This is a genomic window from Pseudomonas anuradhapurensis, from assembly GCF_014269225.2.
Classification (GTDB): domain Bacteria; phylum Pseudomonadota; class Gammaproteobacteria; order Pseudomonadales; family Pseudomonadaceae; genus Aquipseudomonas; species Aquipseudomonas anuradhapurensis.
This window is the reverse complement of the sequence record NZ_CP077097.1, coordinates 5,195,483-5,221,530: the sequence shown is the minus strand read 5'-3', so window position 1 is coordinate 5,221,530 and position 26,048 is coordinate 5,195,483. Positions and strand designations below refer to the sequence as shown.

The following is a 26,048-nucleotide window of genomic DNA, read 5'->3' as shown; positions in this document are numbered from 1 at the left end:
TTCACCTGAGCGCGAAACCAGCTGCCATTCAGCGGCATTAGCTGGTGTAGGAACCCCGTCGATGGCTGAATCATCAGCGTCGGGTGAGACCTCCACACCCCGGCTTGAGGGTGTGTATATGAATATCAAGCACGGACATAGGGCCACTGGTGACAGTGGCCCTTTTCGTTGCTCGCCAGAAAGGTGTACCGCTTGTAAAGCAGCTTACCGTGGCGATGCTTGTTCAGTGCCTTTGCATCGCATTGCATGAAATTCCACAGCATTTTGCCTCTATCGAGCGTCACGACCACCAGCCTCTGCCGCTTGGTTTCGTAGACGCCAATGAAGGCCAGCCTGTGGGTGCGATTGGTGTAGGCGACCTGCCAGATCTCAAATGGTCCGAGCAGCGTATCCAGCGCTACTTTCACATAGCGTTCTCGGGCGTCTTGCCGCTTTTCGAAGATGTGATAGAGACAGCTCCGCTGAATCCGAACATCACCCATTGGGCGTTTTGACAGTTACAACACCGGCTTTATCTGTATCCAAACCCAGATACTGTGCAGCGAATTCAATTGCGGAGTCATGCGAATCGGCAGCAGCCAGCTCTTCGATAGCCTGGGCACGTAATTCACGTGCAAGCGTTCTGAGGTCCGGTAGTTTTTCATCCAGCCAAGTGCTCTGGCCTTTCTTCTCGGCGATCTTCGCGACTGGGTTGTTGGGGCTCAATGCAATACCTGGCTGCGACCAGTGTCGCTGACGCGATGGCGGCAAGTGAGCCTAGGGAGAAGGGTTTCCTCGAACAATCAGACGGGGAGTGACTCGTCTTGTAGGGCGTTTCCTAAATGGGGTTCCAGCAGTCCCGCTATCGCGAGGCAAAAAAAAGAGGGCTGAGCCCTCTTCCTATGTTTATGCGCCTTCCTTCAATCCGCATCCGAAGCAAACAACCGCTCCAACTCCACCCGCGCCTCCTTGGCCGTCTGCATTACCTTGGCCCGGTCATCGCGCACCTGCCCCTGGGCCACCAGCACCTCTTCGTCATGCTGGGTAAACCGCTCGATGCGGTCTGCCGCCTGTTCGTCGCTCAAGCCCAACCCCACCAATGCCCGGCGGGTCATCTCGAGACTGGAGTAGAACGTCTCGCGAATCGGTTCGGCACCGGCATCCACGAGTTTGTGCACATGCTGGCGGTTACGCGCTCGGGCGAGCACTTTCAGGTGCGGGTACAGGCGTTTGACCCGCTCTGCCGTATGGATGGCGGCCTCCGGATCATCGATGGTGATGATGAAATACTCCGCCTCACCCACCTTGGCCGCATGCAGCACCTCAGGCCGCAGCGGGTCGCCGTAGAACACCGGCACCTGTTCGAACATGCGCGTCATCTCGATGGTGTCCACCGATGTTTCCAGGGCAATGAACGGGATCTTCTGGGCGCGCAGGATGCGCGCGACGATCTGGCCCATGCGGCCCATGCCGACGATCACCACCCGTGGCGTGTCGGTCTGGATCTGCTTGTACTGCTCAGGCACTTCACGCACCGCTTGCGGGCGCTTGAGGGCGCGGGCGCAGCCAATCATCAACAGCGGGGTAATCGCCATCGACAGGGTGATGGTCATCAACAGCAGGTCGTAGGTCTGGGTATCGAACAGGCCCTGGTCCTTGCCCAGCTTGAACACCACGAAGGCGAACTCGCCACCTGCGGCCAGCACCATGCCCAGGCGCAGCGCACTGGCGCTGCTCAGGCCACCGGCCAGACGGCCGACGCCGATCAGCAGCACCAGCTTCACCGCCACCAGCAACAGGGTCAGGCCCAGCAGCACCAACGGCATCTCCAGCAGCAGGCGCAGGTTGGCCCCCATGCCGACGCTGATGAAGAACAGCCCCAGCAGCAGGCCCTTGAACGGTTCGATCTGCGATTCCAGCTCGTGGCGGTACTCCGAATCGGCCAACAGCAGGCCGGCAAGGAACGCACCCAGGGCCATGGAGATACCGGCTTGTTCCATCAGCCAGGCGGTGCCGATCACCACCAGCAATGCGGTGGCCGTGGACACTTCCGGCAGGCGCGTGCGGGCCACGGCGCGAAATACCGGGCGCAGCAGGTAACGGCCACCGACGATGACCACGGCGATGCTGGCGAACACCTTCAGGCCATGCCCCAGGCTATCGCCACCGCTGGTGTCCGGACCGCTGGCGGCCAGCAGCGGGACCAGGGCAATCAGCGGGATCGCGGCAATGTCCTGGAACAGCAGGATGGCGAACGCCAGGCGGCCGTGTGGCGCGTTGAGCTGCTTGCTCTCGGCCAGGCTCTGCAGGCCGAGGGCGGTGGACGACAAGGCCAGGCCCAGGCCGAGCACGATGGCTGCCGGTAGCGTCTGGCTGAAGCCGAACAGGGCGATGGCGCCGATCACTGCGCCGGTCAGCAGCACCTGGGCGGTACCGACACCGAACACCGCCTTGCGCATCAGCCACAAGCGCTTGGGCGACAGTTCCAGGCCGATGATGAACAGCAGCAAGACCACGCCCAGTTCGGAAATGTGCGCCACGCTTTCGGTATCGCGGATCAGGCCGAGTGCCTGCGGGCCGATGATCACCCCGGCAAGCAGGTAGCCGAGCACGGCCCCCAGCTGCAGGCGCTTGGCCAGGGGGACAGCGAGGACCGCCGCGAGCAGGAAGATCACGGCGGTTTGCAGAAGGCTGCCTTCGTGTGGCATTGGCTCGTACTCCATGAGCTGCCGGGGCAGCATTAGACCAGTTTGGCGGACAATTCTGGGGGTTGTGATGGAGTCGGACAATCTGCTATTGCGGAGAAACATTGTCCCGGCCCAGGTGACAACCTGTGGTGGTCTCTTCGCGGGCACGCCCGCTCCCACAGGTACAACACTGCCCCTGAGGCCAGTGTTATCGCTGTGGGAGCGGGCGTGCCCGCGAAGAAGGCAGCGCAGATCCGACTATTCACCGCCACCAAACTGTGCCCGATACTGCGCCGGCGTCATGCCAATCCGTTCACAGAACACCTTGCGCATGTGCCGGTCGCTGCCAAACCCGCACCGTGCTGCCACCACCTTCAATGGCAGGTCACTGCCTTCCAGCAACTTGCGCGCGCGGTCGATGCGCGCGTTCTGCAGGTACTGCAACGGCGTGATGCCCACCTCGCGCTGGAACGTGCGGGCAAAGTTGCGCCCACTCATGGCCACCAGGTCGGCCATCTTCTGCACGGTGAACGCCTGCTCGATATGGTCGACGATGTATGCCTGTACCCGGGCAATCGGCGAGTCATCCCGCGGCACCGCCGCCAGCAACGGCCCATAGGGCGTTTGCCCGCCCTGGCGATGACGGGCGACCAGCAGCACTTTGGCCACGTCCAGGGCCAGCGCCTTGCCGTGATCTTCGGCGACCACCGCCAATGCCAGGTCGATACCTGCGGTGATGCCGCCCGACGTGATCAGGCAACGGTCGATCACATAGATCTGCTCGGTTTCGACCTTGGCCTGGGGAAACGCCTGGGCCAGGCGCTCTACGTAGTTCCAGTGGGTGGTGCAGCGATAGCCATCCAGCAGCCCGGCCCGCCCCAGCAGGAACACGCCGGTACAGATGGCGCCGAAGCGCCTGGCCCGGCGCACGGCCTGGGGCAGCCAGTGCTCGATCCCGGGCAGCGCGATGTCATAGGCCCCCGGGCCGCCAGGCACCAGCAGCAGGTCGACGGATTCCGGCAGGTCTTCCAGGCGCCGGTCAGCCAGCACTTTCAGGCCGCATGAGCCACGCACCGCTGCTGGTCCCTCGGCCAAGGTCAGCAGCCGGTACTGCCGTTCTGCAGGCAGGAACCGGTTGGCAATGGCGAATGCATCCATGGGGCCGGTGACATCCAGCAGCAACATATCGTTGAACAGCACCATGGCCACGGTGCGGTGGGCGGGTTTTTCCTGCATGCCTCTTTCGCCTTGAATGCCGGCCACTGGCAGCGGCCGGAAGCTGAATACGAAACGCATCTTAAGGTATCGGCAAAACAGCCTGGGCCAGCAGCGCACAATTAACAACAATTCAGGTTTGGCTCAGGACTTTGTCATGCGCCGGGGGCGAGACTTCCTGCCATTGAACAGGAGAGTTGCCATGCACCCTGGGACGCCCGAAGCGCCGCTGCAAACCCCCGGCGCACTAACGCCCGCGCGGCTGCGCCGGGCCAAGGAACTGATGTTGCACAGCCCGTTGTCGATCATCGAGATCGCCACGGTATGCAACCTCACCCGCAGCCATTTCTCCCGCGCGTTCAAAGTAGCTACCGGCCTGTCGCCCCAGGCCTGGCGCCTGCTGGCGCGCATGGAAAAGGCCAAGCGCCTGCTCGCCACCGAGGCGCCCATCACCCACGTGAGCCTGGAATGCGGCTTTTGCGACCAGGCCCATTTCACCCGCGCCTTCAGCCGTCTGGTCGGCCAGCCGCCGAAGGCCTGGCGTCAGGCGCAGGTACTTTCTTAAGCCAAAGCTATCCGCCGGTATAACCCCTGCGGAGAGTGCCGGCCCGTTATCCCAACCCAAGGAGTCACCCCCATGAGCCAACCCGATTACAAGCGCTTGAACAAAGACGACGCCGTGGTGCTGCTGGTCGACCACCAGACCGGCCTGATCTCGCTGGTACAGGATTTCTCGCCCAACGAGTTCAAGAACAACGTGCTGGCGCTGGGCGACCTGGCCAAGTTCTTCGGCCTGCCGACCATCCTCACCACCAGCTTCGAGCAAGGCCCGAACGGCCCGCTGGTGCCCGAGCTGAAAGAAATGTTCCCGGACGCGCCGTACATCGCCCGCCCAGGCCAGATCAACGCCTGGGATAACGAAGACTTCGTCAAGGCAATCAAGGCCACTGGCCGCAAGCAGCTGATCATCGCCGGTGTGGTGACCGATGTGTGCGTGGCTTTCCCGACCCTGTCGGCGCTGGCGGAAGGCTTTGAAGTGTTCGTGGTGACCGATGCCTCGGGTACCTTCAACGAGACCGTGCAGCAGGCGGCCTGGGTGCGCATGACCCAGGCGGGTGCGCAGATGATGAACTGGTTCTCGGTGGCCTGTGAGCTGCATCGCGACTGGCGCAACGACATCGAAGGGCTGGGCAACCTGCTGTCGCAGCGCATCCCCAACTACCGCAACCTGATGAACAGCTATGCGGCCTTGAGCTCGCGTTGATGTAGACCTGCGCCGGCCCCATCGCGGGTTTATCCGCGAAGGGGCCGGTACAGGCTAGGCTCTGTACGAAAAGCCTTGATACTTGTTCATGCTGCGTTGAAAACAGCCTCGGAATGCTCATGTACTCCAGTACACTCCGCTTCCTCGGCTGTTTTCGCCTTGCCTGACCTGCGTCTCAAGACTTTTCGTACAGAGCCTAGGAAGGATTCACCGGCAGGGTGAAACGAATCCGGCAGCCACCCAGCTGCGACACCAGCGCCTGCAACTGCCCGCCGTGCGCCTGGGCCACCGAGCTGCAGATCGCCAAACCCATGCCCATGCCACCGGTCTTGGTGGTATGAAACGCATCGAAGACACGCTCGCGCTCGTCCGCAGCGATCCCCGGCCCATTGTCGTCCACGCAGATCTCCACGCCATCTTCGACCAGCGCCGAGGCAATCCGCAGCAGCCCATCGCTGCGATACCCCGCCAACGCCTCCAGGGCATTGGTGATCAGGTTGAATACCAGCTGTTGCAACTGCACCGGGTCTGCCATCACGCACACCCCGGCCTGCAACTGTGTCTGCACGTCGACCCGGCTCCTGGTGGCATCGGCCGAGGTCAGGCGCACCACCTCGCGGATCAGCTCGTCGAGCTTAACCGCCTTGAGTTGCATCGGCGACTGCTTGGCCAGCGCCCGCAACGCCCGCACGATGTTGGCGGCCCGTTCGCTGTCATTGCGGATGTCTTCCAGGCCGGCAATCGCTTCTTCCAGGTCGGGTTTGGCGCGTTTCAGCCAGCGCAGGCTGGCTGCGGCGTTGGAAGCGATACCCAGCAGCGGCTGGCTGATTTCGTGGGCGATGGATGCCGACAGCTCGTTCATCACCTGCAGGTGCGCGCTGCGCGCCAGCTCGGCCCGCGAGCGGCGCAGTTCGGCTTCCATCTGGGCGCGGGTCTGGTTGTCTTCGGCCAGGCGGGTATAGAACTTGGCGGTTTGCAGCGACACCGCTGCCTGTGAGGCGAGGATTTCCAGCATGGCCAGGCGCTGGCTGCCGAACAGGTTCGGCACCAGGCGGTTTTCCAGGTACACCAGGCCGATCAGCACGCCCTGGATTACCAGTGGCAGGCACAGCACCGAGCGGGCATTGCGCGCCTGCAACTGCTGGCGGAAAGCCTCCGGGCAATCGCTGAGCGCATCGTTGAGTACCAGCGGCTTGCGGGTGCGCATGGTGGCGTTGATGACCGACAGCGGCGCCTGGGTCATGAACTTCTGGCAATTGTCCATGCTCACGTGCAACCCGTCATCGTCGATGTAGGCGAGGGCGGCCATCTGGAACTCGGCGCCGCTGACGATCAGCAACACACCATGATCGGCGCCGGAGTGCTGGGTCAGGTGGCCCATCAGGGTTTCGATCAGGCCTTCGAGCAGCACTTCCTCGGACAGCGCGCGCGCGGCTTCGATGCCGGCTTCCAGGTCCAGCTTGGCCTGCTGGGTGGCGCGATAGGTCTCCTGGATTGGCTGGGTGCGCAGGAACGGGTGCAGCGTCTCCAGCTGGTGCACCTTGCCGGTCGCGCCCCAGATATGGAAGCAGTCGCGGGCGATTCGCAGGTGCAGGTTGGCGCCGGAAATCAGGCCGCTGGGGATGCACACCTCGGCCAGTTGTTCATGGGCCAGCGCCTGCTCGTGGATGAAGCCGGCGGCGGTGGCAGCGATCTGCGCCTGGTCGAAGCAGCGGATCGCGGCCAGGCCGTCGCCTTCGAGCTTGGCGATCACGCCTTCGACCAGCAGCAGCTTGTTGCGGAAGGTGGCCGGGTTGAATCCGGCCCAACGGCTGAAGCGTTCACGCACGGCCTGCAGCTCGCGCAGCTTGTCGGCCAGGCAGCCGGGTGCCTCCGGGCTGCCCAGGGCCAAGCCGCGGAACAAGTGGTAGTCGGCCAGGTTGATATGCGCCGGTGCTGCCCACGCGTTGTCAGCGGCCAGTGCCAGGTTGCGCATGGCCTGCGCAATATTGCCCATGTAGAAGGCGCCCATGCCGCTGAACAGGTGCTGGAAGAACCGCGTGGTGGGCGATTTCGACGGGCTAGCCGAGGCCGGGCAGGGCATGCCGCTCAGGGTGGCGACGACCGCTTGCTGGGCCTGCAGGATCTGTTCGACATCGCGGTAGCCGTGGCGGCGCACGGTGGCCAGGCCTTGCGCCACTTCGTCGATCACTTCCGGCAGATAGCGGCCCATGAACAGCGAGTCGGAAACCAGGTGGTTGCAGGCATAGCAGCTCATTGCCAGATCGCCGCTCAGGCGCGCTGAATCGACCGCATCCAGCGCAGTGCGGCGGGCGAACTCCATGGGCGAAGTCCAGGCGCTGACCTGGTCCAGGGCCAGCAGCACGCTGGTCAAGTCAGCCTCGAAACCGTGCCGTTCGATCAGCTTGAGCGCGGCCAGGCAGCAGGCATGGCCGTCATGGTAAGCGCCGAACCGCTCGGCAATCATTACCCCATACCAGGCCATGCCGTAGGTACTGCCTGGGGCAACGCCGTGCAGCAGCGATATCTCCATGAGTTTGGCCAGGTGCAGGAAGCAGATGTCGTCCTTCACGAAAAACGATGATGACAGCGTGGCCAGCAGGCTGATCGCAACCGTTACCTCCTCCGAGTCGGTGCGCGGCAGCGATTCCAGGCAATGCCGGCCTTGTTGTTCGACCAAAGCCTGTACCTGGGCATGACTGGCCTCGACCTGTTGCCAATCGACGCCCCGTACCGGGCTCATACCCAGCAAGTCCAGGCCGGACAGGGCGCTGTCGATAGCCGCCTGATAGTCGCCGCGCAGGGTTTGCAGCAGCGCCTGCAGCCGGCACGCTCGTGCCTGGTCCAGCAACGAGCGTGCGCGCTGGCGGCACTCGGTGAGGCGCGCCTCGGCGGTGCCCGTCCGCGACAGCTGGATATCGCACTCGGTCGCCATGCAGGCGATGGCAAAGCCATGCGTGGCGCGGCTTTCCCGCGAGGCACAGTGGTGCAGCAACTGCTCGGCGGTGTGCAGATAGTCAGCGGCTTGCTCGAAGGCGCCGCCGTCGCGTGCGCGTGCTGCGGCTTCGCGCAAAAGCTGCAGGAACGCTTCGCAGTCATCCGCTGCAAACCCGCATGGGCTGGCGCGTTGCAGCTGGCTGGCGAGTTCGAACAGCACCTCGTGCAGGTACTCTGGCCAAGCCTTGCGCATGGCCAGGGCAATGCGGGCATGCAGCGAGGGGCGCTCGTGCTCGGCGGTCAGCGCGTAAGCGGCTTCCATCACGCGGTCATGCGTGAAGCTCAGGCCGTTCTGGCCCGGTTGCAGGAAACCCGCGCCAATCAAGGCTTTCAACGGTTCGCCTGGCGGCTGCGCGAGCACCTGCCGGAGCAGGCGTTCATCGCAGCGGCTGCCCGCCGCGCTGGCGACCCGCAACAGCTCGCGTTGCGCTGCCGGCAGGCGCGCCAGGCGCTGCACCATCAGGTCGGCGACATTGTCGGCGTAGCAGTGTCGGGCCACGGCCTGCAGGGACCACGACCAGCGCATGGCCTGGGTGTCGAAGGTGAACAGCTGGTCTTCGACCATGGCCTTGAGGATCTGGTTGATGAAGAACGGATTGCCGGCGGTCTTGTCGTGCACCCGTTCGGCCAGCGGCAACGCGTCCGCGGTGGCGACGTGGTAGCGCTCGCCAATCAGCTCGGTCACCGCCTCCACAGCCAACGGCTGCAGGCTCAGCGTGGTGCTGCGCAGCGCTGCGGGTATGGCCAGCGGCGCGCTGCTGGCGCACGCGTCGTTGCAGCGGGCGAAAATCAGCAACAGGTTATCGGGCGCGTCAGCCAGCAGTTGGGCCAGCAGTTGCCGGCTGGCGTCGTCGGCCCATTGCAGGTCGTCGAAGAACAACACCAGCGGTTGCCCAGGGCGGCTGAACACCTGCAGGAATTCGACGATCGCGTGCAATTCCTTGTGCAGCGCAAGGCGCGTGAGCTTGGCCGGTAGTTGGGGCAGCGGGCCGAGGATGAGTTGCAAATCCGGCGCCAGTTTGCCGAGCAGGCGGCCATGGCCTTTGATGCGGCGCAGGATCTCGCGACGCAGGGTGTCGAGGTCCTGGCTGTTGGTGGCCAGCAACTGGGTGGTCAGCGCACCGAGGATTTCCACCCAGGGCGTGTAGGGCACGGCCTGGGCCAGGCTGTTGCATTTGCCGACGGCCCGGTAGCCCTCGACGTCGGCCTTGAGTGCGGCTTCGACCAGGCTCGACTTGCCCATGCCGGCAGCACCGTTGACGAGCAGTACCTGTGGCTTGCTGTCGCGGCGCATGGCCTTGAGCAGCAGGGCGATGGCTTGCTGTTCGGCGCTGCGACCATACAGGCGTGCGCGGCTGGGTGCGACCGGGTCGGCGCAGCCTGGAGTGAAGGGCGCTATGGCTTGCGTGGCTGCCCACTGCCGCTGGCAGTGAGCCAGGTCCACTGCAAGGGCGCGCGCGCTCTGGTAACGGGCGTCCGGCTCTTTGGCCAAGGCCTTGGCCAGGATCAGGCTGAGGGGGTGTGGCACGTCGCTGTTCACATCGCAGGCCGCTCGCGGCTGTACGCCGGCATGCAGCTGGCGCCAGTGCTGGGTGTCGCGCCCGGCCAGCGGCAGCTCGCCCAGCAATAGCTGGTAGAGGATTGCGCCCAGGGCATAGATGTCACTGCGGCGGTCGCTGCTGCTACCGTGCGGGCAAACCTGTTCGGGTGCCAGGTAGGCCCAGTTGCCGGGCGGGGTACCCTGTTCGCTGATCCGCTGTGCCGGGTCGGCGCGAAAGAAGCCCAGCCGCACCCGCTGCTGGGCACGCAGGCACACATGCTCGGGCTGCAGCGCACCGTGCAGTACATTGCGTTCGTGCGCCAGCGCCAGTGCATGCGCCGCATTCACTGCGATGTCGAGAAACGGCGTCAGCGCCACGGGGCCTTCAGCGATCAGGTCGGCGACTGAGCGGCCAGCCGGATACACCAGCAACGGGCCTTCGGCCGAGCGCACGAATGCCGACGGGATCACCGCCCACTGCGGGTCCAGTTGCAGGCGGTAGTCACGTTCCAGGCGCTGGCAGGCAGTGGGGGCCTCGAGCGGGGCGCGCACCGCAATCCAGGCCTGGTGGGTAGCCGGGTCGCGCAGGCGGAAGTAACTGAGCTCACCTTCCTGGCCCAGTGCGCTGATCTCGCATCGGTTCAGCCAGCCCTCATCGATTGACTGGTCGTAATCGATGGGCCTGTGGGCAAGGCGTTCATCGAGCATAGAGCACCCCCTGCTAGCGACATCCCGAGGCGCGAGTATACGCAGCGAGCCCAGCAAGGATGCGGGTTGCAGCTTGCTTGGCAGGAACGGGCACGCTGTTGTCCGTTATCGTCCCCTTGGGGCTGGCGGGCTTTTGTATAGTCCTCAAGCCAACCTATCCCTCGGGATAATTGTCTGAACGCGTACGCTGGCCTAGGCTGCCCAGGCAGCGAAAACGCCCGTGCCCGCGCGAGGAAGCCATGATCCGAATAGGCAATGCCCAGGTGTCGCTGGAGCGGCGCGAAGTCTTTGTCGACGGCAAGCCGATCCTGCTGGGTGGGCGTGCGTTCGAGGTACTGGCCACTTTGATCAGGGCCAACGGCCGGGTCGTCGGCAAGGAAGAGCTGTTCAGCCAGGTGTGGGCCGGCACGGTGGTCGAGGACAATAACCTGCAGGTACAGGTGTCCTTGCTGCGCAAGGCCTTTGGTGACCGTGGGCTGATCCAGACCGTGCCGCGTCGGGGTTATCGCCTGGCCGCCGAAATCAGCCTCGAAGTGCCAGGCCAGGCGATGAGCAAGGCATTGCTGCGCAGCGTGGCCGAGACCGTCGAGCCGCTTGGTGAGCGCTTGGAGGTGCCGGTGCTGGTCGTGGATGACGACCCGTCGGTGCGCAATGCTCTGGGCCGCCTGTTGCGCTCGCAGGACATCCCGCATCACTTGTTTGCCAGTGCCGAGGCGCTGTTCGAAGGCTGCCTGGAAACGCCCTGTGCCTGCCTGCTGCTGGACATGCACCTGCCCGGCACCAGCGGCCTGGAGGTACAGGAGGCACTGCGCCGGCTGGCGTTGCCCTGGCCGATCGTGTTCATGACTGGCTTCGGCACCATCCCGATGACCGTCCAGGCCATGCGTGCCGGGGCGGTGGAATTCCTGACCAAGCCGTTCGAGGAAGACCAGTTGCTGACCCTGTTGCAGGCGGTGCGCAGCCGTGCCGTGACCGAGGGGCGCAAGTGGCACCACGCGCGGCAGGTCGAGGAAAAGTACCAGCGCCTGACCCAGCGTGAACGCCAGGTGTTCTCGCTGGTGGTCGGCGGTTTGTCGCACAAGCAGATCGCCCGGCAGATCGGCACCAGCGAGGTGACCACCAAGGTGCACAAGAAGAACATCATGAACAAGATGCAGTCCCGCTCGCTCGTTGAGCTGGTGGCCATGCACAACGTCCTCGGAGCACGACCTGAGGGCCTGGGCGGCGCATGAGCAGAGGGGTGTGCATCGTCGACGACGATGCGTCGGTGCGTAAAAGCCTGGCCAACCTGCTGCGTTCGGCGGGCTTCGAGACCCTGACGTTTGCCGCGGGGGAAGCCTTCCTGGCATCGCCACTGGCGGGCGAGGCGGGCTGTGTGTTGCTGGACCTGAAGATGCCGGGCATGAGCGGGCTGGAGGTACAGCGTGAGCTGGCGCAGCGGAGCTGGCGTTTGCCGGTGATCTGCATGTCGGCGCACTGGGATGATGGCTCGGTGCAGGCGGCGATGGGGCAGGGGGCGCTGGCCTGCCTGGGCAAGCCGTTTTCTGAAGAGGTGTTGCTCAAGGCGGTAGAACAGGCACTCGCCGGTAGCCGGTGATGCGCGGGCTCCGCACCAATACGGCAGTCGACCCAGCACATCTGCACAATCAATTTACCTGGCGCTGCGCAATGCTCCCGGGCTGATCGACCAGAGAGCCAGAGTCATGCCTCGCCTGAAGCCTTTCCTTGATGCCCCATCGCCACGCCTGACCGACAGCGGCCTGTTGTTCCTGCGGGTCATGGCCGCCTTGCTGCTGCTGTTCATCCATGGCCTGCCCAAACTGTTGAATTGGAGCGCAGAGCTGCAGCGCATTGAGGACCCCTTCGGTCTTGGCGCATCGCTGACGTTGGGGCTGGCAGTATTTGCCGAAGTGGTCTGCCCGCTGCTGCTGATGCTGGGGGTGGCCGCACGCCTGGCTTGCCTGCCGGTGCTGGCGGTATTGCTGATAGCGCTGGTGGTGGTGCACCCGGACTGGACGCTGGAGCAGGGGCAGTTTGCCTGGTTGCTGGTGGCCCTTTATGGCGGGCTTGCCTTGACCGGGCCGGGAGCCTATTCGGTTGCCGGGCTTTGCTGCCGGAGCAAGGTTGCCTGACGGATGTTTAGGCCGCTTTGCGACCCATCGCCGGCAAGCCCCACAGGTAAAGCGCAGCCCTGACAAGCTAACTGCTCCCCGGCCGGTACTGCAGGGCCTCGGCCAGGTGCGCCCGGCCAATTGCCTGGCTACCTTCCAGATCGGCCAGTGTTCGCGCCACCTTCAGCAAACGGTGCGCCGCGCGCAACGACAGGGTCAGCCGTTCACACGCACTCTCCAGCCAGGCCTGGTCTGCCGCTGCCAGTCCGCAATTACGGCGCAGCCCGTCAAGGTCTAGAAACGCATTGGCGCATCCTTGCCGTCTTTGCTGGACGTCCCGTGCCTCGGCAACCTTGGCGGCGACGTCGGCACTGGTTTCACCGCAAGGCTGGTTGTTCAGCGTGGTGCTCTCGCGGGCCACGGTCAGGTGCAGGTCGATACGGTCCAGCAACGGCCCGGACAGCTTGTTGCGGTACCGCGCGATCTGCTCGGTGCTGCAGCGACAGCGCCCGGTGGGATCGCCCAGGTAGCCACAAGGGCACGGGTTCATTGCCGCCACCAACTGGAACCGGGCGGGGAAGCGCACCTTGTCGCGGGCCCGGGCAATCACGATCTCGCCGGATTCCAGGGGCTCGCGCAGCACTTCCAGTACCCGCCGTTCGAATTCCGGCAGCTCATCCAGAAACAGCACACCATGGTGGGCAAGGGTGATTTCGCCCGGCTGCGGTCGGCTGCCGCCACCGACCAACGCCGGGCCGGAGGCCGAGTGGTGCGGATGGCGAAAGGGCCGCTGCGGCCAACTGCTCAGCGGTGTATGGCCACTCACCGAGCGGATCGCAGCCACTTCCAGCGCCTCGTGCTCGTCCAGCGGCGGCAGCAGCCCCGGCAGGCGGCTGGCGAGCAAGGTCTTGCCAGTGCCGGGTGGCCCGGTGAACAACAGGTTATGCGCCCCGGCCGCGGCCAGCAGCAATGCGCGCTTGGCCGCCAGCTGGCCTTGCACCTCGCTCAGGTCCGGGTAGGGGCGTTGCTGCAGTATCAGGCCGTTGGCGGCATAAGGCGGCAGTGGTACCTGGCCGTTCAGGTGGGCGACCAGTTCCAGCAGATGCCCCACCGCATACACCACCAGACCGCCAGCCAGGCTGGCTTCCTCGGCATTTTCCCGCGGCACCACCAGCGCCCTGCCTGCATCGCGTGCTGCCAGCGCTGCGGGCAGCACGCCCTGAACCGGGCGCAGCTTGCCAGACAAAGCCAGTTCACCCAGGCATTCAAGTTCGGTTAACGGCGCCGTTGGCACCTGGCCATCGGCGGCCAGGATGCCCAGGGCAATGGCCAGGTCGTAGCGCCCGCCATCCTTGGGCAGGTCGGCGGGCGCAAGGTTCTGGGTGATGCGCCGCGGCGGGTAGTTCAGCCCGGAATTGACAATGGCGCTGCGCACCCGGTCCTTGCTTTCCTTGACCGTGGTTTCCGGCAGGCCGACCAGGGTGAGATGGGGCAAACCATTGGCCAGGTGAGTTTCGACACTGACCGCTGGTGCCTGTACGCCCACCTGGGCGCGGCTATGGACGAGGGCTAGGGACATGGACGCTCCGTTGTCGCTGGAAAAGGCCGCTTCCTGCGGCTTTGCAAGCATAGCGGGCACCCTGCAGGCCAGCGCAGGAAGTGTGCTTCCGGGTTTTGCGAGGCAGGTTTTGTTGCGGACTTTGATGCGCTGCAGAGAATGGATCCAATCACTTTGCGCAAGTGCCAGGTATGGCTTAGTGTTATTGGGCAACAGCGGTTGCCATGGGATGGCACCGCAGCTTCCTTCAAATGGACTTGAGGTGGTGCTCTCGTGCAAACGCTAACCCGCACGCGACAGGTAATCCGCGACCTGGTGCAGGCCAACGCATTCGTTGAACTCAACCGCTTTTTCGACACCCTCGAAGGGCAATGGCGGCAAGCCCCGCCCGGTGAATTTCCCCTCTATTTGGCAGCTGTCGAAGGGCATCTGCTGACCGACCTGGACTGCCAGGGTGACAAGGCCCTGAGCCAGGTGCTCAAGGCGTGGATCGACGCCTGCCCCAAGGCTTATCACCCCCAGGTGGTCATGGGCTTTCACTGCTTCCAGCGGGCTTGCCAGGTGCAGGAAAGTGGCAGGCACAACGCGGCGCGTGCGCTGGCCGTCGAGCAGATCTGCGAAACCGCGACCGCGCACCTGCTACGGGCCATGGGCCGCTCCACCCAGCCCGTGGCGGCAGCCATTGGCATGCTGCATGTCTGTGCCCGGTTTCGTGAGCCGGGCTGGCTGGCCGAACTGTTCCAAGGGCAGCCGGCGCGCTACCGGCCCAGCGCTCACGCTGATGTGGAAGTGCAAGAGGCCGTGGCCCCGATTCTGGTGAGGCACGGGTTGCAGCCATTGGCCGAACTGCCGCAGGCATTGCCAGCATGCCTGGGCTGGCGAGCCGAGCGCGAAAGCCAGGACCCTCGCTATTACTGGTTGCGCCATGCCCTGGCTGCGCGCCCCGGTTGCTTCGAGGCGGTTCAGGCCTTGGCTATTTACCTGCAGCCTCGACCGGGTACCAGCCCGGATGCGATCGAGTTGCTGGCCAATGGTCCGCTGTGCGAAGCGTGGGACGAGACCATGCGTAATGCGCTGCGCTGGATGCCTGTCGAAGAGCGGCTGACGCTGCCCCATGCTGACCAATTGCAAGCCATTGCCGAGTGGCAGCAGCTGTTCGAAGCCTGGTCGCAGCGCCCGCTGAGGCCCAGGGAGCGTGCCGTCCTGCTGGGCTGGCGCGGGGCGTTGTACAGCCTGGTGTTGCAAGACCCTTCTGGCGGCATGCGTGACATCGCCGCGAGCCTGGCGTGCCAGGCTGATCTTGCGGCCATTCCGGCCATGGGAGCGCCTTTTCGCTGTCTGGTCGAACTCATACTGCTGAACGGCATGACCGATGAAAAGCAGCTGTTACGCAGTGCCATCGAGCAGCTGTGCGAGGGCCGCTCGCATGCAGCCGCCTGCGCATTGCGTGCCGCCGGGCACCGCTTCGGCCTGTGGGGCTTGACACGTTCCGACGAACAGGCCAAAGCCTGGGTACAGATTGCGGTAAAGCGCCAGCGTGCGGGCCGGGCGCCGGGTTTCGGAGTGCTCGACGCGGCACGACTGCTGTGGGCAGGTAACCGGCATGAAGTGGCCTGCTATCTGTACGAACGTTTTGCCGAGCTGAACCTGCCGGGGGCGGCCCTTGCACTGTACGGCTTGTATCACGGCGAGCTGGGCGACACCCCTGAGCAATACCTGGATGACGAGGCGGCCCGGCACTGGCTGCAGCGCGCCGTGGAGGCGGGCAGCCGGCACGCCAAGTACGAACTGGCCCGTCTGCGCATGGAGGGCGATGAAGACCTCAACGATCGCGATGCCATGCTGGCGGTCCGGCATTTGCTGGTCGACGCGCTGGGCAACGCGCAGACCAATGCACAAGCGCGTTTGCACCTGGGGATCTTGTTGCGTCAGTTTGGCGAGCCGCAGGAGCGGGCCGAGGCGGTCGCCTACCTGCTGAGCCTGGTCGAGCACCCCGACCCATGGATTGCCGGGCGCGCCAGCGCCGAGCTGGGGCTGGCCTGGATGCAGGGGCGCGGTACCCGCAAACAAAGCCGTTTTGCCGCCATCGAATGGGTGAACCGGGCCGCCACCTTGCAGCCGGGGGATTCGGCCATCGGCGAAATCCAGGCCGAGATCCTCAATTCACGCAACCGGGTGAAGACCTTGTTCACCCAGTGCGGTGCGGCCTTGTTCCGCGGCACCCTGCACGCCAGCGAGCTGCCGCCCGTGTGAACGGTGCAGCCTGGAGGGGTTCAGGCGCGCACGTAGACCCAGGCAGTCAGGCCCGAGGCGAGGGTGACGGCGATGCGCTTGTAGTCAGCGACTTCATAGCGGTCGGCAGCCGCCAGCTCTTCTTCGCTGATCTGGAAGACCATGCCGGCGACGCTGTCGTCGGCCTGGCTGCTGGGGGACACGATGGGGTGGTGGGTCTTGCCGCTGGTCGCCAGCACGGCCGGGTCGGTAATTTCGACCCAGTCCTGCCGGTAGCCAGGCATCCGGTCGGCCTGGCCAGTCAGCTCGCGGCCGAAATTGGCCAGTTGCACGGCCTTGTCCTGCAAGGTGCCGTAGGAGAACAGCAGTACCGGGTATGCGCTGGAGGGCTGCATTCAGTTGTCCTGTGGGTTCGGGTTCAGCCGTGCTTCCAGCTCGGCTACTTGTTGTTCCAGGGCTTCGAGGCGGGCACGGGTGCGCGCCAGCACGACCATCTGGCTGTCGAATTCATCGCGGCTGACCAGGTCCAGCTTGCTGAAGGCACCTTGCATCAGCACCTTGAACTGGCTTTCCAGTTCGGCACGGGGCTGGGCGGTATCGCTGCTGAACAGGCGCGAGGCCTGGTCGCTCAGGGCGTCGAGGAGGGCTTTGGGCGCGAGCATGGTTCGGCTGTCCACTGATACTGGGAAATGGCCGGCAGTGTAACACGCACAAACCGGGCCTTTGAGTGGACGTTGGCCAGTGCTGCAGGAACGCGCAGTTGCACATTTTTCGAGCAAGGCGGCGAACCGCTACGCACCGAATTTGTGCATGTTTCCGGTGCTGGCGACTGGCCAATCCCCACTTGTTCCCATAAGCCGCTGTTTTCTCGTGGCTTGGTAGAACTGGCAAGGTTTCTGCAAAGACCACTACGAGCCATGCACTGATGCGGTTCTTTGTGACCAGGCAGTGCGCATGCGGAGCCGGATGCCGACGACGCGTTACAAAGCCAACTGCTGCGCTTAGACTTGAGACGGGTTTGTTTTCCTGGGGCAAGTCCACCAAATCGGGAGAGAGTTTCATGAAGCTAGTCACAGCCATCATCAAGCCGTTCAAGCTGGACGACGTGCGCGAGTCGTTGTCGGAAATCGGCGTGCAGGGCATCACCGTCACCGAAGTCAAAGGCTTCGGTCGGCAGAAAGGCCACACCGAGCTGTATCGCGGTGCTGAATATGTGGTCGATTTCCTGCCCAAGGTGAAGATCGATGTCGCCATCGATGACAAGGACCTTGATCGGGTAATCGAAGCCATCACCAAGGCAGCCAACACCGGCAAGATCGGTGACGGCAAGATTTTCGTGGTGAATCTGGAGCAGGCGATCCGAATCCGTACCGGCGAAACCGATACCGACGCGATCTAAGCAGCAAAAAAAGCCTCACCAAACCCAACGCCCCAGGAGAAAACAACATGACTCTGCGTAAGATCGCAGGGCTAGGAGCCCTATTGTCCCTCGTAATGCCCGGGCTTGCCCTGGCAGAGGAAGCTGCCCCAGCGCTGAACTCCGGCGACACCGCCTGGATGCTGACCGCAACGGCGCTGGTGCTGTTCATGACCATTCCAGGCCTGGCCTTGTTCTATGGCGGCATGGTGCGTTCCAAGAACGTGCTGTCGGTGATGATGCAGTGCTTTGCCATCACTGGCCTGATGAGCATTCTCTGGGTCATCTACGGCTACAGCATGGCCTTCGATACCAGCGGTATGGAAAAGGGCGTGCTCAACTTCAATTCCTTCGTCGGTGGCTTCTCCAAGGCGTTCCTCAGCGGCGTCACGCCCGGGAACCTGACCTCGGCCACCGCGCTGTTCCCCGAGGCGGTGTTCATCACCTTCCAGATGACCTTCGCCATCATCACCCCGGCGCTGATCGTCGGTGCCTTCGCCGAGCGCATGAAGTTCTCCGCGATGCTGGTATTCATGGGTATCTGGTTCACCCTGGTCTACGCGCCGATCGCCCACATGGTCTGGAGCGGTGACGGTGCCCTGATGTGGGACTGGGGCGTACTGGACTTCGCTGGCGGCACCGTGGTGCACATCAACGCCGGTGTCGCTGGCCTGGTCTGCTGCCTGGTGCTGGGCAAGCGCAAGGGCTACCCGACCACCCCGATGGCCCCGCACAACCTGGGCTACACCCTGGTGGGCGCGGCCATGCTGTGGGTCGGCTGGTTCGGCTTCAACGCAGGTTCGGCCGCTGCCGCCAACGGTACCGCCGGCATGGCCATGCTGGTGACCCAGATCGCGACTGCCGCTGCCGCACTGAGCTGGATGTTCGCCGAGTGGGTTGGCCACGGCAAACCGAGCGCCCTGGGTATCGCTTCGGGCGTGGTCGCCGGCCTGGTCGCGATTACCCCGGCTGCCGGTACCGTGGGCCCGATGGGCGCCTTGGTGATCGGCCTGGCCGCAGGTGTGATCTGCTACTTCTGCGCCACCAGCCTGAAACGCAAGCTGGGCTATGACGACTCGCTGGATGCCTTCGGCGTACACGGCATCGGCGGTATCGTCGGCGCCATCCTCACCGGCGTGTTCGCGGCCCCGGCACTGGGTGGCTTCGGTACCGTGACCGACATCGGCATGCAGGTCTGGATCCAGGCCAAAGGCGTGATCCTGACCGTGCTGTACACCGCCATCGTCACCTACGTGATCCTCAAGGTGCTGGATGTGGTGATGGGCCTGCGGGTCAACGAAGAAGAAGAGTCGGTCGGCCTCGACCTGGCTCAGCACAACGAACGCGGCTACAACCTGTAACCGCGGCGCGGTAAAAAACTTGCCCGGCTTGCCGGGCATTTTTTTTGCCAGATTTTTAGCATTTCGCGTACGGCAAACGGTTTATTCGCTACGTTTGCGACGTGGGCATAAAACTTACAAAACGTAGAGCGTTCAGGGTGCTTTGCTTTTTCTTCTGGCGCGCTAGAATGCGCGCCGAAGGGTGTTTGACAGTTGTCCGCACGCTTCGCCAGCCTTTGCTAGGCTTGCCAATAGCGAGTGGCCAGCAGGGGCTTATGGATTTGTCAGGTCCTGCCAGGAGCAGGGTCTGCTGGGTACCGCCTCCCATCAGGAGCGCCGACCCTAGGGCAGTGGCCTTACCACGGCCAGTTGAATTTTCACTGGTGGCTGCCGGTCTACGGCTGCACTGGTCTATAACTAACCTGCTTTTCGCAAGTCATGAGGTAGAACATGAGCGACGACGATCTGGAAAATGATGACCTCGAAGTAGGCGACGAAGACGAGGCTGATGATGGCCTTGAAGCTGCGGCTGATGATGTCGCCGAAGATGCCGGCGATGATGACAGCAGCCCGGCACCCACTGCCAAGGGCAAATCCAAGGCGGCCGTCTCGGTAGACGAGATGCCGAGCATGGAAGCCAAGCAGAAGGAACGTGATGCCCTGGCCAAGGCCATGGAAGAGTTCCTCGCTCGCGGTGGCAAGGTTCAGGAGGTCGAGGCCAACGTGGTCGCCGACCCACCCAAGAAGCCGGACAACAAGTACGGCAGCCGCCCTATCTGAGTGGCTGATCGTCAAGAAGCCCGCCGTCGCTGCGGGCTTTTTTGTGCCAGTTTCACAGCCTGTTCTTTGGCCCCTGTAGGAGCGGCCTTGTGTCGCGATAGGGGGGCGCAGCGCCCCCAAGGTTTCAGCTTCGCTGCATGAATTGATGGGGCCGCTTTGCGGCCCTTTCGCGACACAAGGCCGCTCCTACAGGGGTTCGCGAGGGGCAGGAGGGGAGTCTGTCAGCGCCAGCGCGCGAGCACGTCGGGTAGCTGCGACAGGCGCTGGATCTCGGCATCGGGCGCCTGATCGCCGATCCAGGCCTTGCCCTGCGGGTTGAACCACACCGCCCGCAGCCCGGCGCGCTGGGCGCCGGCGATGTCGTCGCCGGGGTGATCGCCAATGTGCACGGCGGCACTGGCTTCCACTTCACCGCGGCGCAGCGCCTCCAGGAATGGCGCCGGGTCGGGCTTGCCGATGCCGAGGTCTTCGGCACACAGGGCAAAGCGGAAATAATCGGCCAGGCCCAGCCGGCTCACGTCGGCATTACCGTTGGTTACTACACCCAGGGTGTAGTGGTGGCGCAGGATTTCCAGCACCGGCTGCACTTCCGGGAAGATCTCGACCTGGTGGCGGGCATGCAGGAACACTTCGAAACCTTCGTTGGCCAGCGCCTGCGCCTGCTTCTCGCTGTAGCCAACCTCTTCCAGGGCATGGAACAGCACCCGTCGGCGCAGGGCGCTGATACGGTGCTTGAGGCCAGGCTCGGCCTGCACCAGGCGCTCGCGGATGGCGAACAGGTGTTCCACCGGCACGCCACCGAGGATCGGGGCATTGGCTTCGAGCCAGTCGCGCAGCACCACTTCTGCGCTGGCAATCACCGGCGCGGTGTCCCACAGGGTATCGTCGAGGTCGAAGGTGATCAGCTTGATGCTCATGAGTCTGTGCCTTTGCTGCGTTTGGCCCGAGGGTGGGCGCTGTCGTACACCGCGGCCAGGTGCTGGAAGTCCAGGTGGGTGTAGATCTGTGTGGTGCCGATGTCGGCATGGCCGAGCATCTCCTGCACCGCGCGCAGGTCCTGGGACGATTCCAGCACATGGCTGGCGAAGGAATGGCGAAGCATGTGCGGGTGCAGGTGCTGGCCCAGCTCGCGCTCGCCAGCCGCCTTCACCCGCTGCTGGACTGCCCTTGGGCTGATGCGGTTGCCCTGGCGGGTGATGAACACCGCGCGGTCGCGTGGGTTGCCGATGCCGCGCAGGCGGTACCAGGCTTGCAGCGCTTCGCGGGCCTTGCGACCTACTGGCAATACGCGCGTCTTGCTGCCCTTGCCCAGCACCTGCACCAGGCCGGCGGCGAGGTCGAGGTGGTCGAGGTCGAGGTTGGTCAGCTCGGACAGGCGCAGGCCCGACGAATAGAACAGTTCGAGCATGGCCTGGTCACGGCGGGCGATGAAATCGTCGTCGACGCCACCATCCAGCAGTTGCAGAGCGCGGTCGGTGTCCAGGACCTTGGGCAACCGGCGTTCACCCTTGGGCGGGCTCAGGCCGCTGGCCGGGTCGTGCTGGCACAAGCCCTCGCGATTGAGATAGCGGTACAGGCCGCGTACTGCCGACAGCAGCCGCGCCAGGCTGCGCGAGGACTGGCCATGGTGGTGCTGGCGGGCGATCAGCTGGCGCAGTTGCTGGATCTGCAGCGCCGGCCAGCCGGCAATGCCATGTTCCTTGCAGTAGGCAACGACCTTGTCGAGGTCGCGACGGTAGCCCAGCAGGGTATGCTCGGACACCTGGCGCTCGTTGCGCAGGTGTGCGCAATAAGCCTCCAGCTGGCGTTCCATCAGCGTACCGGGCGTAGCGGCTGGGTTACGCGCGGCACAACGCGGCCAAGCACTTCGGCGATATAGCCGAGGAACAGGGTGCCGACGCTGCTCTTGTAGTGCTGCGGGTCGCGGCTGCCGATCGCCAGCACCCCGTGCAAGCCTTGATATTCCAGGGCAGCCACGGCGCTGGAGCCCACTTCTCGGCGCTGTTCTTCGCCAAACAGGAAGGCCAGCTCGTGCTCGCGCAGGTTGCCGCTGACGGTCTTGCCGCCGCCCAGCAGGGCGCCGATGGCCTGCTGCGCTTCGGCGTTGCTGACCCAGCGCCCGACCGGCGCAACGTTATCGCCGAACAGGATCAGGCTGACGAAGGGCACCTGGAATTCCTGGCGCAGGCTGTCTTCGACCGCCATTACCACTTCCTCCAGGCTGCCGGCATCGAGCAGGTCGAGGATCAGCCGACGGGTCTTGTCGAACAGCCGGTCATTGTCACGGGCCACGTCCATCAACTGCGAAAGGCGGTGGCGCATTTCGATGTTGCGATCGCGCAGCAGCTTGAGCTGGCGTTCCACCAGCGACACGCTGTCGCCGCGTTGGTGCGGGATGCGCTGCTCGAGCAGCAATTCATCGTGCTCGGCGAAGAAGGTGGGGTGTGCGCGCAGGTACGCGACAACCGCATCGGCATCGAGCTCGGCGGACTGCTTGGGTACAACCTTGGGCTGATCGGTCATGGCGGTTACTCGCTTAGAGACGAACCTGTCCTTCGTAGACGCGTACGGCCGGGCCAGTCATCAGCACCGGTTTGCCGGGGCCGGCCCATTCGATGTGCAGGCGGCCACCGGGCAGGTCGAGGGACACCGGGGAATCCATCCAGCCCTGGCTGATCGCCGCGACGGCAGCGGCGCAGGCGCCGGTGCCGCAGGCCTGGGTTTCGCCCGCACCGCGCTCCCACACGCGCAGGTTGGCGCGGTGACGGTCGACGATCTGGAGGAAGCCGGCATTCACCCGCTGCGGGAAGCGTGGGTGGTTTTCGATTTTCGGCCCCAGCTGGTGCACAGGGGCGCTACGCACGTCGTCGACCCGCAGCACGGCATGCGGGTTACCCATGGACAGGGCGGCAATCGGATACACCTGGCCGTCGACTTCCAGCGGGTAGCTCAGCGCCTGCTCGTCGGCGACGAAGGGAATGTCCGCAGGGCTGAAGCGTGGCGGGCCCATGTCGACACTGACCTGGCCGTCGTTCTGCACGTCCAGTTCGATGATGCCGCTCTTGGTTTCCACGCGAATGCGCTTCTTCGCGGTCAGGCGCTTGTCCAGCACGAAGCGGGCGAAGCAGCGCGCACCGTTGCCGCACTGCTCGACTTCCGAGCCGTCGGCGTTGAAGATGCGGTAGCGGAAGTCCACTTCCGGGTTGTTCGGTGCCTCGACGATCAGCAACTGGTCGAAGCCGATGCCGGTGTGGCGGTCGCCCCACTGTTTGGCGTGCTTGGGCTGGATGTGCGCGTGCTGGCTGACCAGGTCGAGGACCATGAAGTCATTGCCCAGCCCATGCATCTTGGTAAAACGCAGCAGCATGGGCTTACTCCGGCAGCAGGCTTTCGCCAGCGTACAATTCGGCGATGGTCTCGCGGCGGCGTACTTCGAAGGCCTGGTCGCCGTCGACCAGGATTTCAGCGCAACGGCCGCGGGTGTTGTAGTTGGAGCTCATGACAAAACCATAGGCGCCCGCGGACTGAACAGCCAGCAGATCGCCTTCGGCCAGGTTCAGCACACGGTCCTTGGCGAGGAAGTCACCGGTCTCGCAGATCGGCCCGACCAGGTCGTAGGCACGGCCTTGGCCTGCACGCGGGGTGACCGCGCTGACGCCCATCCAGGCCTGGTACAGGGCCGGGCGGATCAGGTCGTTCATCGCCGCATCGACGATGGCGAAGTCCTTGTGTTCGGTGTGCTTGAGGTATTCCACACGGGTCAGCAGAACGCCGGCATTGGCCACGATGTAGCGACCCGGCTCGAACACCAGGGCCAGGTCGCGGTCGCCGATGCGCTGGCGGATGGCCTTGATGTAGTCGGCCACCAGGGGCGGCTGTTCATCGCGATAGCGCACACCGACACCGCCGCCCAGGTCCAGGTGGCGCAGGTGGATGCCACATTCGGCCAGGCGGTCGACCAGCACCAGCAGGCGGTCGAGGGCGTCAAGGAAAGGCTCGACGCTGGTCAGCTGCGAACCGATGTGGCAGTCGACCCCGACCACTTCCAGGTTCGGCAACTGTGCGGCGCGCACGTAGATGGCCTCGGCGTCGGTGATGGCGATGCCAAACTTGTTCTCCTTGAGGCCAGTGGAAATGTACGGGTGGGTGCCAGCGTCGACGTCCGGGTTGACCCGTAGCGAGACCGGGGCAACCTTGCCCATTTCGGCCGCCACCACTTGCAGGCGTTCCAGCTCGTCGGTGGACTCGACGTTGAAGCAGTGCACGCCGACTTCGAGGGCACGGCGCATGTCCTCGCGGGTTTTGCCAACGCCGGAGAACACCACGCGGTCGGCGCGGCCGCCAGCGGCCAATACGCGCTCCAGCTCACCGCCGGAGACGATATCGAAACCGGCGCCCAGGCGTGCCAGTACGTTCAGCACGCCCAGGTTGGAGTTGGCCTTGACCGCGAAGCACACCAGGTGCTCGGTGCCTTGCAGGGCATCGGTGTAGCTGCGGTACTGGGCTTCGATGTGGGCGCGCGAATACACGTAGGTGGGGGTGCCGTAACGTTCGGCGATGGCCGACAGGCCCACGCCCTCCGCGCACAGCTCGCCGCCGCGGTAGTTGAAAGCGTTCATCTGGTTTCCTTACTGCGCTGGCGCCTGCTCGGGCTCGGGTTGCAGCTCGGGCTGCTGCTCTTGCGTCGGGGCCGGCTGCGCTTTTGGCTGGTACTGGTGCGACTTGTGGTTGGCCTTGCCGTCCTTGCCGTCTTCAGGCAGGTACAGCGGGCCTTTCTGACCGCAGGCCGAAACGAGGCAGGCAACAGCGACCAGCGCCGCGAGGGAGGAAATCAGGCGCTTCATGGGTGAAATCCTTAGAAATATGCAGTATTGCGCCGAGTATACCGAGCGACCGACGGCTTGCCTATGCAAGGGCAGGGCCGCCGGGCGGGCTATCCTTGGTGCTTGCAACGGCCCTTTCCCAAACCCACAGGCAATGCGCTGGCCTCGAGTTCGTGCCGGTGCAGGCAACGGCTAAAACTTTGCATTCGGCGGCAAGCGCCCGTATCTTGCCCGGCATGCCAGTAACGCAGCCAATTTCGAGGTTCCTGCAATGAGTTTGAGTGAAGCGCGTTTCCATGATCTGGTCGACACTACCCAGCAGGCCCTGGAAGACCTGTTCGACGAGAGCGGCCTGGACCTGGACATGGAGAACTCCGCTGGCGTCCTGACCATCAAGTTCGACAACGGCAGCACGCTGATCTTCAGCCGCCAGGAGCCGCTGCGCCAGCTGTGGCTGGCCGACCGTTCCGGTGGTTTCCACTTCGACTACGACGAGGACAGCGGCAAGTGGGTGTGCGAGAAGAGCGAGGAGCTGCTCGGCGAAATGCTCGAGCGCATCGTCTGGGAACGGGCCGGCGAAAAGCTGGACTTCGACGAGATCTGACATGAGCGACACCCAGGCCCGGCCGCCCAAGCCGCTCTACAGCAATGTCAGCCCCGCCGTACCGTCGCCGTGCATCAGCGTGTGTCGGTTGGACGCGCAGCGTATCTGCACGGGCTGCCACCGGCATGTCGAGCACATCCGCGAATGGCGTTCAGCCGATGACCAGCGGCGCCGACAGATCTGCCGCGAAGCCCAGGCCCTGCGCGACCAGGCTAAGGCACACTGATCGCAGGGGCTTGAGTATTTGCCCGGCTGTGGTAGTGTCGGGTTCTGCGTCGCTGACGCAACGCCATTACAAACCCCGCCCTTGGGCGGGGTTTTGCTTTATCTGCACAATGAAAACCGCCTGTTCAAAGGAGTCTGACTGGATCATGAGCACCAAGCCTTCCCTCATCCTCACCCGATTGGACGTACAACGTCTGGAGCGTCTGATCGACAGCCTCGACGAGAATACGCCGGGTGTGCTTGCCTTGATGGGCGAGCTGGACCGCGCCGAACAGGTGGTCGGCCATGAGGAAGTGCCAGCTGGCGTGGTGACCATGAATTCACGCGTGCACTGCCGCGAGGAAGCCAGTGGCAAGGACTACCACCTGACCCTGGTGTACCCGAAGGATGCGGGGCCTGAAGGCACGGTCTCGATTCTTGCGCCGATTGGCTGCGCCTTGCTGGGGTTGTCGGTGGGCGAGCAGATCGACTGGCCGGCACCGGGGGGCAAGACCCTCAAGCTGAAGCTGCTGGAAGTCGAGTACCAGCCGGAAGCGGCGGGCGATTTCGACCTTTGAGACCCTTGGGG

At 64.3% G+C, this 26,048-nt stretch carries 25 protein-coding genes and 1 pseudogene; 12 read left to right on the top strand and 14 right to left on the bottom strand.

Annotation, left to right across the window (positions count from 1 at the left end; all coding sequences use genetic code 11):
- Positions 1-125: 125 nt before the first annotated feature.
- From HU763_RS23810 to HU763_RS23795, 4 genes are all read right to left on the bottom strand, one after another.
- Positions 126-482 carry a PBECR2 nuclease fold domain-containing protein gene (locus tag HU763_RS23810; RefSeq protein WP_200626542.1) on the bottom strand — a complete coding sequence of 119 codons (357 nt, stop codon included), beginning with the start codon at positions 480-482 and terminating at the stop codon, positions 126-128.
- Positions 475-705, bottom strand: a complete 231-nt coding sequence (locus HU763_RS23805; RefSeq protein ID WP_200626541.1) for a hypothetical protein — start codon at positions 703-705, stop codon at positions 475-477. Before HU763_RS23805 ends, HU763_RS23810 begins: the two co-directional genes overlap by 8 nt.
- Before the next feature lie 194 nt (positions 706-899).
- Complete coding sequence (locus tag HU763_RS23800; RefSeq protein ID WP_186684075.1) at positions 900-2,687, bottom strand: monovalent cation:proton antiporter-2 (CPA2) family protein; 1,788 nt, start codon at positions 2,685-2,687, stop codon at positions 900-902.
- 237 nt (positions 2,688-2,924) lie between these two features.
- Positions 2,925-3,902: a GlxA family transcriptional regulator gene (locus HU763_RS23795; protein WP_186684432.1), complete on the bottom strand. Its 978-nt coding sequence runs from the start codon at positions 3,900-3,902 to the stop codon at positions 2,925-2,927.
- A gap of 181 nt (positions 3,903-4,083) precedes the next feature.
- Between HU763_RS23795 and HU763_RS23790 the strand changes: the two genes are divergently transcribed.
- Positions 4,084-4,446, top strand: a complete 363-nt coding sequence (locus tag HU763_RS23790) for a helix-turn-helix domain-containing protein (protein ID WP_186684077.1) — start codon at positions 4,084-4,086, stop codon at positions 4,444-4,446.
- Positions 4,447-4,518: 72 nt separating this feature from the next.
- Positions 4,519-5,145: an isochorismate family cysteine hydrolase YcaC gene (gene ycaC / locus HU763_RS23785; protein ID WP_170033724.1), complete on the top strand. Its 627-nt coding sequence runs from the start codon at positions 4,519-4,521 to the stop codon at positions 5,143-5,145.
- Positions 5,146-5,341: 196 nt separating this feature from the next.
- On the opposite strand, the gene HU763_RS23780 is transcribed toward ycaC, so the two are convergent.
- Positions 5,342-10,390, bottom strand: a complete 5,049-nt coding sequence (locus tag HU763_RS23780) for a trifunctional serine/threonine-protein kinase/ATP-binding protein/sensor histidine kinase (protein ID WP_186684079.1) — start codon at positions 10,388-10,390, stop codon at positions 5,342-5,344.
- Positions 10,391-10,629: 239 nt separating this feature from the next.
- Here HU763_RS23780 and HU763_RS23775 point away from each other — a divergent pair, with 239 nt between their 5' ends.
- The 3 genes from HU763_RS23775 (at position 10,630) to HU763_RS23765 (ending at position 12,522) form a co-directional block, all read left to right on the top strand.
- Entirely contained in the window at positions 10,630-11,622 is a 993-nt protein-coding gene (locus HU763_RS23775; protein ID WP_186684081.1) for a response regulator, read from the top strand.
- Positions 11,619-11,987 (top strand): response regulator transcription factor, encoded by a 369-nt coding sequence (locus HU763_RS23770; RefSeq protein WP_170033717.1) that lies wholly within the window; start codon positions 11,619-11,621, stop codon positions 11,985-11,987. The genes HU763_RS23775 and HU763_RS23770 overlap by 4 nt, the downstream gene beginning before the upstream one ends.
- A 106-nt stretch (positions 11,988-12,093) precedes the next feature.
- Positions 12,094-12,522 (top strand): DoxX family protein, encoded by a 429-nt coding sequence (locus tag HU763_RS23765; protein ID WP_186684083.1) that lies wholly within the window; start codon positions 12,094-12,096, stop codon positions 12,520-12,522.
- A gap of 67 nt (positions 12,523-12,589) precedes the next feature.
- Here HU763_RS23765 and HU763_RS23760 read toward each other — a convergent pair whose 3' ends face one another.
- On the bottom strand, positions 12,590-14,080 hold the full coding sequence (locus HU763_RS23760; RefSeq protein WP_186684085.1) for a YifB family Mg chelatase-like AAA ATPase: 1,491 nt from the start codon (positions 14,078-14,080) through the stop codon (positions 12,590-12,592).
- Positions 14,081-14,332: 252 nt separating this feature from the next.
- Here HU763_RS23760 and HU763_RS23755 point away from each other — a divergent pair.
- A pseudogene (locus HU763_RS23755) lies at positions 14,333-16,379 on the top strand (DUF4034 domain-containing protein).
- On the opposite strand, the gene HU763_RS23750 reads toward HU763_RS23755, so the two are convergent.
- Together HU763_RS23750 and HU763_RS23745 are read right to left on the bottom strand one after the other, a co-directional pair.
- Positions 16,333-16,686, bottom strand: a complete 354-nt coding sequence (locus tag HU763_RS23750) for a gamma-glutamylcyclotransferase family protein (protein WP_186684088.1) — start codon at positions 16,684-16,686, stop codon at positions 16,333-16,335. The pseudogene HU763_RS23755 and the gene HU763_RS23750 overlap by 47 nt on opposite strands.
- Positions 16,687-16,953 (bottom strand): accessory factor UbiK family protein, encoded by a 267-nt coding sequence (locus HU763_RS23745; RefSeq protein WP_186684089.1) that lies wholly within the window; start codon positions 16,951-16,953, stop codon positions 16,687-16,689.
- Positions 16,954-17,351: 398 nt separating this feature from the next.
- Between HU763_RS23745 and glnK the strand changes: the two genes are divergently transcribed.
- The 3 genes from glnK (at position 17,352) to sutA (ending at position 19,828) form a co-directional block, all read left to right on the top strand.
- The gene (gene glnK, locus HU763_RS23740; protein WP_002555808.1) at positions 17,352-17,690 is read left to right on the top strand and encodes a P-II family nitrogen regulator; all 339 of its coding nucleotides are present in this window, start codon (positions 17,352-17,354) and stop codon (positions 17,688-17,690) included.
- A 47-nt stretch (positions 17,691-17,737) separates the two neighbouring features.
- Complete coding sequence (locus HU763_RS23735) at positions 17,738-19,069, top strand: ammonium transporter (protein ID WP_170033705.1); 1,332 nt, start codon at positions 17,738-17,740, stop codon at positions 19,067-19,069.
- 429 nt (positions 19,070-19,498) lie between these two features.
- Positions 19,499-19,828: a transcriptional regulator SutA gene (sutA, locus tag HU763_RS23730; RefSeq protein ID WP_170033703.1), complete on the top strand. Its 330-nt coding sequence runs from the start codon at positions 19,499-19,501 to the stop codon at positions 19,826-19,828.
- Between the two features lie 221 nt (positions 19,829-20,049).
- On the opposite strand, the gene HU763_RS23725 is transcribed toward sutA, so the two are convergent.
- From HU763_RS23725 to lptM, 6 genes are read right to left on the bottom strand one after another with little or no spacing between them, the layout of a single operon-like run.
- Positions 20,050-20,745, bottom strand: coding sequence for an HAD family hydrolase (locus HU763_RS23725; protein ID WP_186684090.1), 696 nt, complete (start codon positions 20,743-20,745; stop codon positions 20,050-20,052).
- Positions 20,742-21,641 carry a tyrosine recombinase XerC gene (gene xerC / locus HU763_RS23720; protein WP_186684091.1) on the bottom strand — a complete coding sequence of 300 codons (900 nt, stop codon included), beginning with the start codon at positions 21,639-21,641 and terminating at the stop codon, positions 20,742-20,744. Before xerC ends, HU763_RS23725 begins: the two co-directional genes overlap by 4 nt.
- Positions 21,641-22,351 carry a DUF484 family protein gene (locus tag HU763_RS23715; protein ID WP_186684092.1) on the bottom strand — a complete coding sequence of 237 codons (711 nt, stop codon included), beginning with the start codon at positions 22,349-22,351 and terminating at the stop codon, positions 21,641-21,643. The genes xerC and HU763_RS23715 overlap by 1 nt, the downstream gene beginning before the upstream one ends.
- Positions 22,352-22,364: 13 nt before the next feature.
- Complete coding sequence (gene dapF, locus HU763_RS23710; protein WP_186684094.1) at positions 22,365-23,195, bottom strand: diaminopimelate epimerase; 831 nt, start codon at positions 23,193-23,195, stop codon at positions 22,365-22,367.
- A 4-nt stretch (positions 23,196-23,199) separates the two neighbouring features.
- Positions 23,200-24,447 carry a diaminopimelate decarboxylase gene (gene lysA / locus HU763_RS23705; RefSeq protein ID WP_186684096.1) on the bottom strand — a complete coding sequence of 416 codons (1,248 nt, stop codon included), beginning with the start codon at positions 24,445-24,447 and terminating at the stop codon, positions 23,200-23,202.
- Positions 24,448-24,456: 9 nt separating this feature from the next.
- A complete protein-coding gene (gene lptM / locus HU763_RS23700) occupies positions 24,457-24,672 on the bottom strand; it encodes an LPS translocon maturation chaperone LptM (RefSeq protein WP_186684098.1) in 216 nt (71 codons plus the stop codon).
- A 250-nt stretch (positions 24,673-24,922) separates the two neighbouring features.
- On the opposite strand from lptM, the gene cyaY reads away from it, so the two are divergent.
- The 3 genes from cyaY to rnk all read left to right on the top strand — a co-directional run bounded on the left by cyaY (position 24,923) and on the right by rnk (position 26,037).
- A complete protein-coding gene (gene cyaY, locus HU763_RS23695; RefSeq protein WP_186684100.1) occupies positions 24,923-25,255 on the top strand; it encodes an iron donor protein CyaY in 333 nt (110 codons plus the stop codon).
- A gap of 1 nt (position 25,256) precedes the next feature.
- Complete coding sequence (locus HU763_RS23690; RefSeq protein WP_186684102.1) at positions 25,257-25,481, top strand: DUF1289 domain-containing protein; 225 nt, start codon at positions 25,257-25,259, stop codon at positions 25,479-25,481.
- A 145-nt stretch (positions 25,482-25,626) separates the two neighbouring features.
- A complete protein-coding gene (rnk, locus tag HU763_RS23685) occupies positions 25,627-26,037 on the top strand; it encodes a nucleoside diphosphate kinase regulator (RefSeq protein WP_186684104.1) in 411 nt (136 codons plus the stop codon).
- The last annotated feature ends 11 nt before the right edge of the window (positions 26,038-26,048 follow it).

What these genes read in the sequence shown, in the direction of transcription:
- HU763_RS23810 (WP_200626542.1), bottom strand. Translation starts at nt 482, where the DNA reads ATGGGTGATGTTCGGATTCAGCGGAGCTGTCTCTATCACATCTTCGAA.
- HU763_RS23800 (WP_186684075.1), bottom strand. Translation starts at nt 2,687, where the DNA reads ATGCCACACGAAGGCAGCCTTCTGCAAACCGCCGTGATCTTCCTGCTC.
- HU763_RS23795 (WP_186684432.1), bottom strand. Translation starts at nt 3,902, where the DNA reads ATGCAGGAAAAACCCGCCCACCGCACCGTGGCCATGGTGCTGTTCAAC.
- HU763_RS23790 (WP_186684077.1), top strand. Translation starts at nt 4,084, where the DNA reads ATGCACCCTGGGACGCCCGAAGCGCCGCTGCAAACCCCCGGCGCACTA.
- ycaC (WP_170033724.1), top strand. Translation starts at nt 4,519, where the DNA reads ATGAGCCAACCCGATTACAAGCGCTTGAACAAAGACGACGCCGTGGTG.
- HU763_RS23780 (WP_186684079.1), bottom strand. Translation starts at nt 10,390, where the DNA reads ATGCTCGATGAACGCCTTGCCCACAGGCCCATCGATTACGACCAGTCA.
- HU763_RS23775 (WP_186684081.1), top strand. Translation starts at nt 10,630, where the DNA reads ATGATCCGAATAGGCAATGCCCAGGTGTCGCTGGAGCGGCGCGAAGTC.
- HU763_RS23770 (WP_170033717.1), top strand. Translation starts at nt 11,619, where the DNA reads ATGAGCAGAGGGGTGTGCATCGTCGACGACGATGCGTCGGTGCGTAAA.
- HU763_RS23765 (WP_186684083.1), top strand. Translation starts at nt 12,094, where the DNA reads ATGCCTCGCCTGAAGCCTTTCCTTGATGCCCCATCGCCACGCCTGACC.
- HU763_RS23760 (WP_186684085.1), bottom strand. Translation starts at nt 14,080, where the DNA reads ATGTCCCTAGCCCTCGTCCATAGCCGCGCCCAGGTGGGCGTACAGGCA.
- HU763_RS23750 (WP_186684088.1), bottom strand. Translation starts at nt 16,686, where the DNA reads ATGCAGCCCTCCAGCGCATACCCGGTACTGCTGTTCTCCTACGGCACC.
- HU763_RS23745 (WP_186684089.1), bottom strand. Translation starts at nt 16,953, where the DNA reads ATGCTCGCGCCCAAAGCCCTCCTCGACGCCCTGAGCGACCAGGCCTCG.
- glnK (WP_002555808.1), top strand. Translation starts at nt 17,352, where the DNA reads ATGAAGCTAGTCACAGCCATCATCAAGCCGTTCAAGCTGGACGACGTG.
- HU763_RS23735 (WP_170033705.1), top strand. Translation starts at nt 17,738, where the DNA reads ATGACTCTGCGTAAGATCGCAGGGCTAGGAGCCCTATTGTCCCTCGTA.
- sutA (WP_170033703.1), top strand. Translation starts at nt 19,499, where the DNA reads ATGAGCGACGACGATCTGGAAAATGATGACCTCGAAGTAGGCGACGAA.
- HU763_RS23725 (WP_186684090.1), bottom strand. Translation starts at nt 20,745, where the DNA reads ATGAGCATCAAGCTGATCACCTTCGACCTCGACGATACCCTGTGGGAC.
- xerC (WP_186684091.1), bottom strand. Translation starts at nt 21,641, where the DNA reads ATGGAACGCCAGCTGGAGGCTTATTGCGCACACCTGCGCAACGAGCGC.
- HU763_RS23715 (WP_186684092.1), bottom strand. Translation starts at nt 22,351, where the DNA reads ATGACCGATCAGCCCAAGGTTGTACCCAAGCAGTCCGCCGAGCTCGAT.
- dapF (WP_186684094.1), bottom strand. Translation starts at nt 23,195, where the DNA reads ATGCTGCTGCGTTTTACCAAGATGCATGGGCTGGGCAATGACTTCATG.
- lysA (WP_186684096.1), bottom strand. Translation starts at nt 24,447, where the DNA reads ATGAACGCTTTCAACTACCGCGGCGGCGAGCTGTGCGCGGAGGGCGTG.
- lptM (WP_186684098.1), bottom strand. Translation starts at nt 24,672, where the DNA reads ATGAAGCGCCTGATTTCCTCCCTCGCGGCGCTGGTCGCTGTTGCCTGC.
- cyaY (WP_186684100.1), top strand. Translation starts at nt 24,923, where the DNA reads ATGAGTTTGAGTGAAGCGCGTTTCCATGATCTGGTCGACACTACCCAG.
- HU763_RS23690 (WP_186684102.1), top strand. Translation starts at nt 25,257, where the DNA reads ATGAGCGACACCCAGGCCCGGCCGCCCAAGCCGCTCTACAGCAATGTC.
- rnk (WP_186684104.1), top strand. Translation starts at nt 25,627, where the DNA reads ATGAGCACCAAGCCTTCCCTCATCCTCACCCGATTGGACGTACAACGT.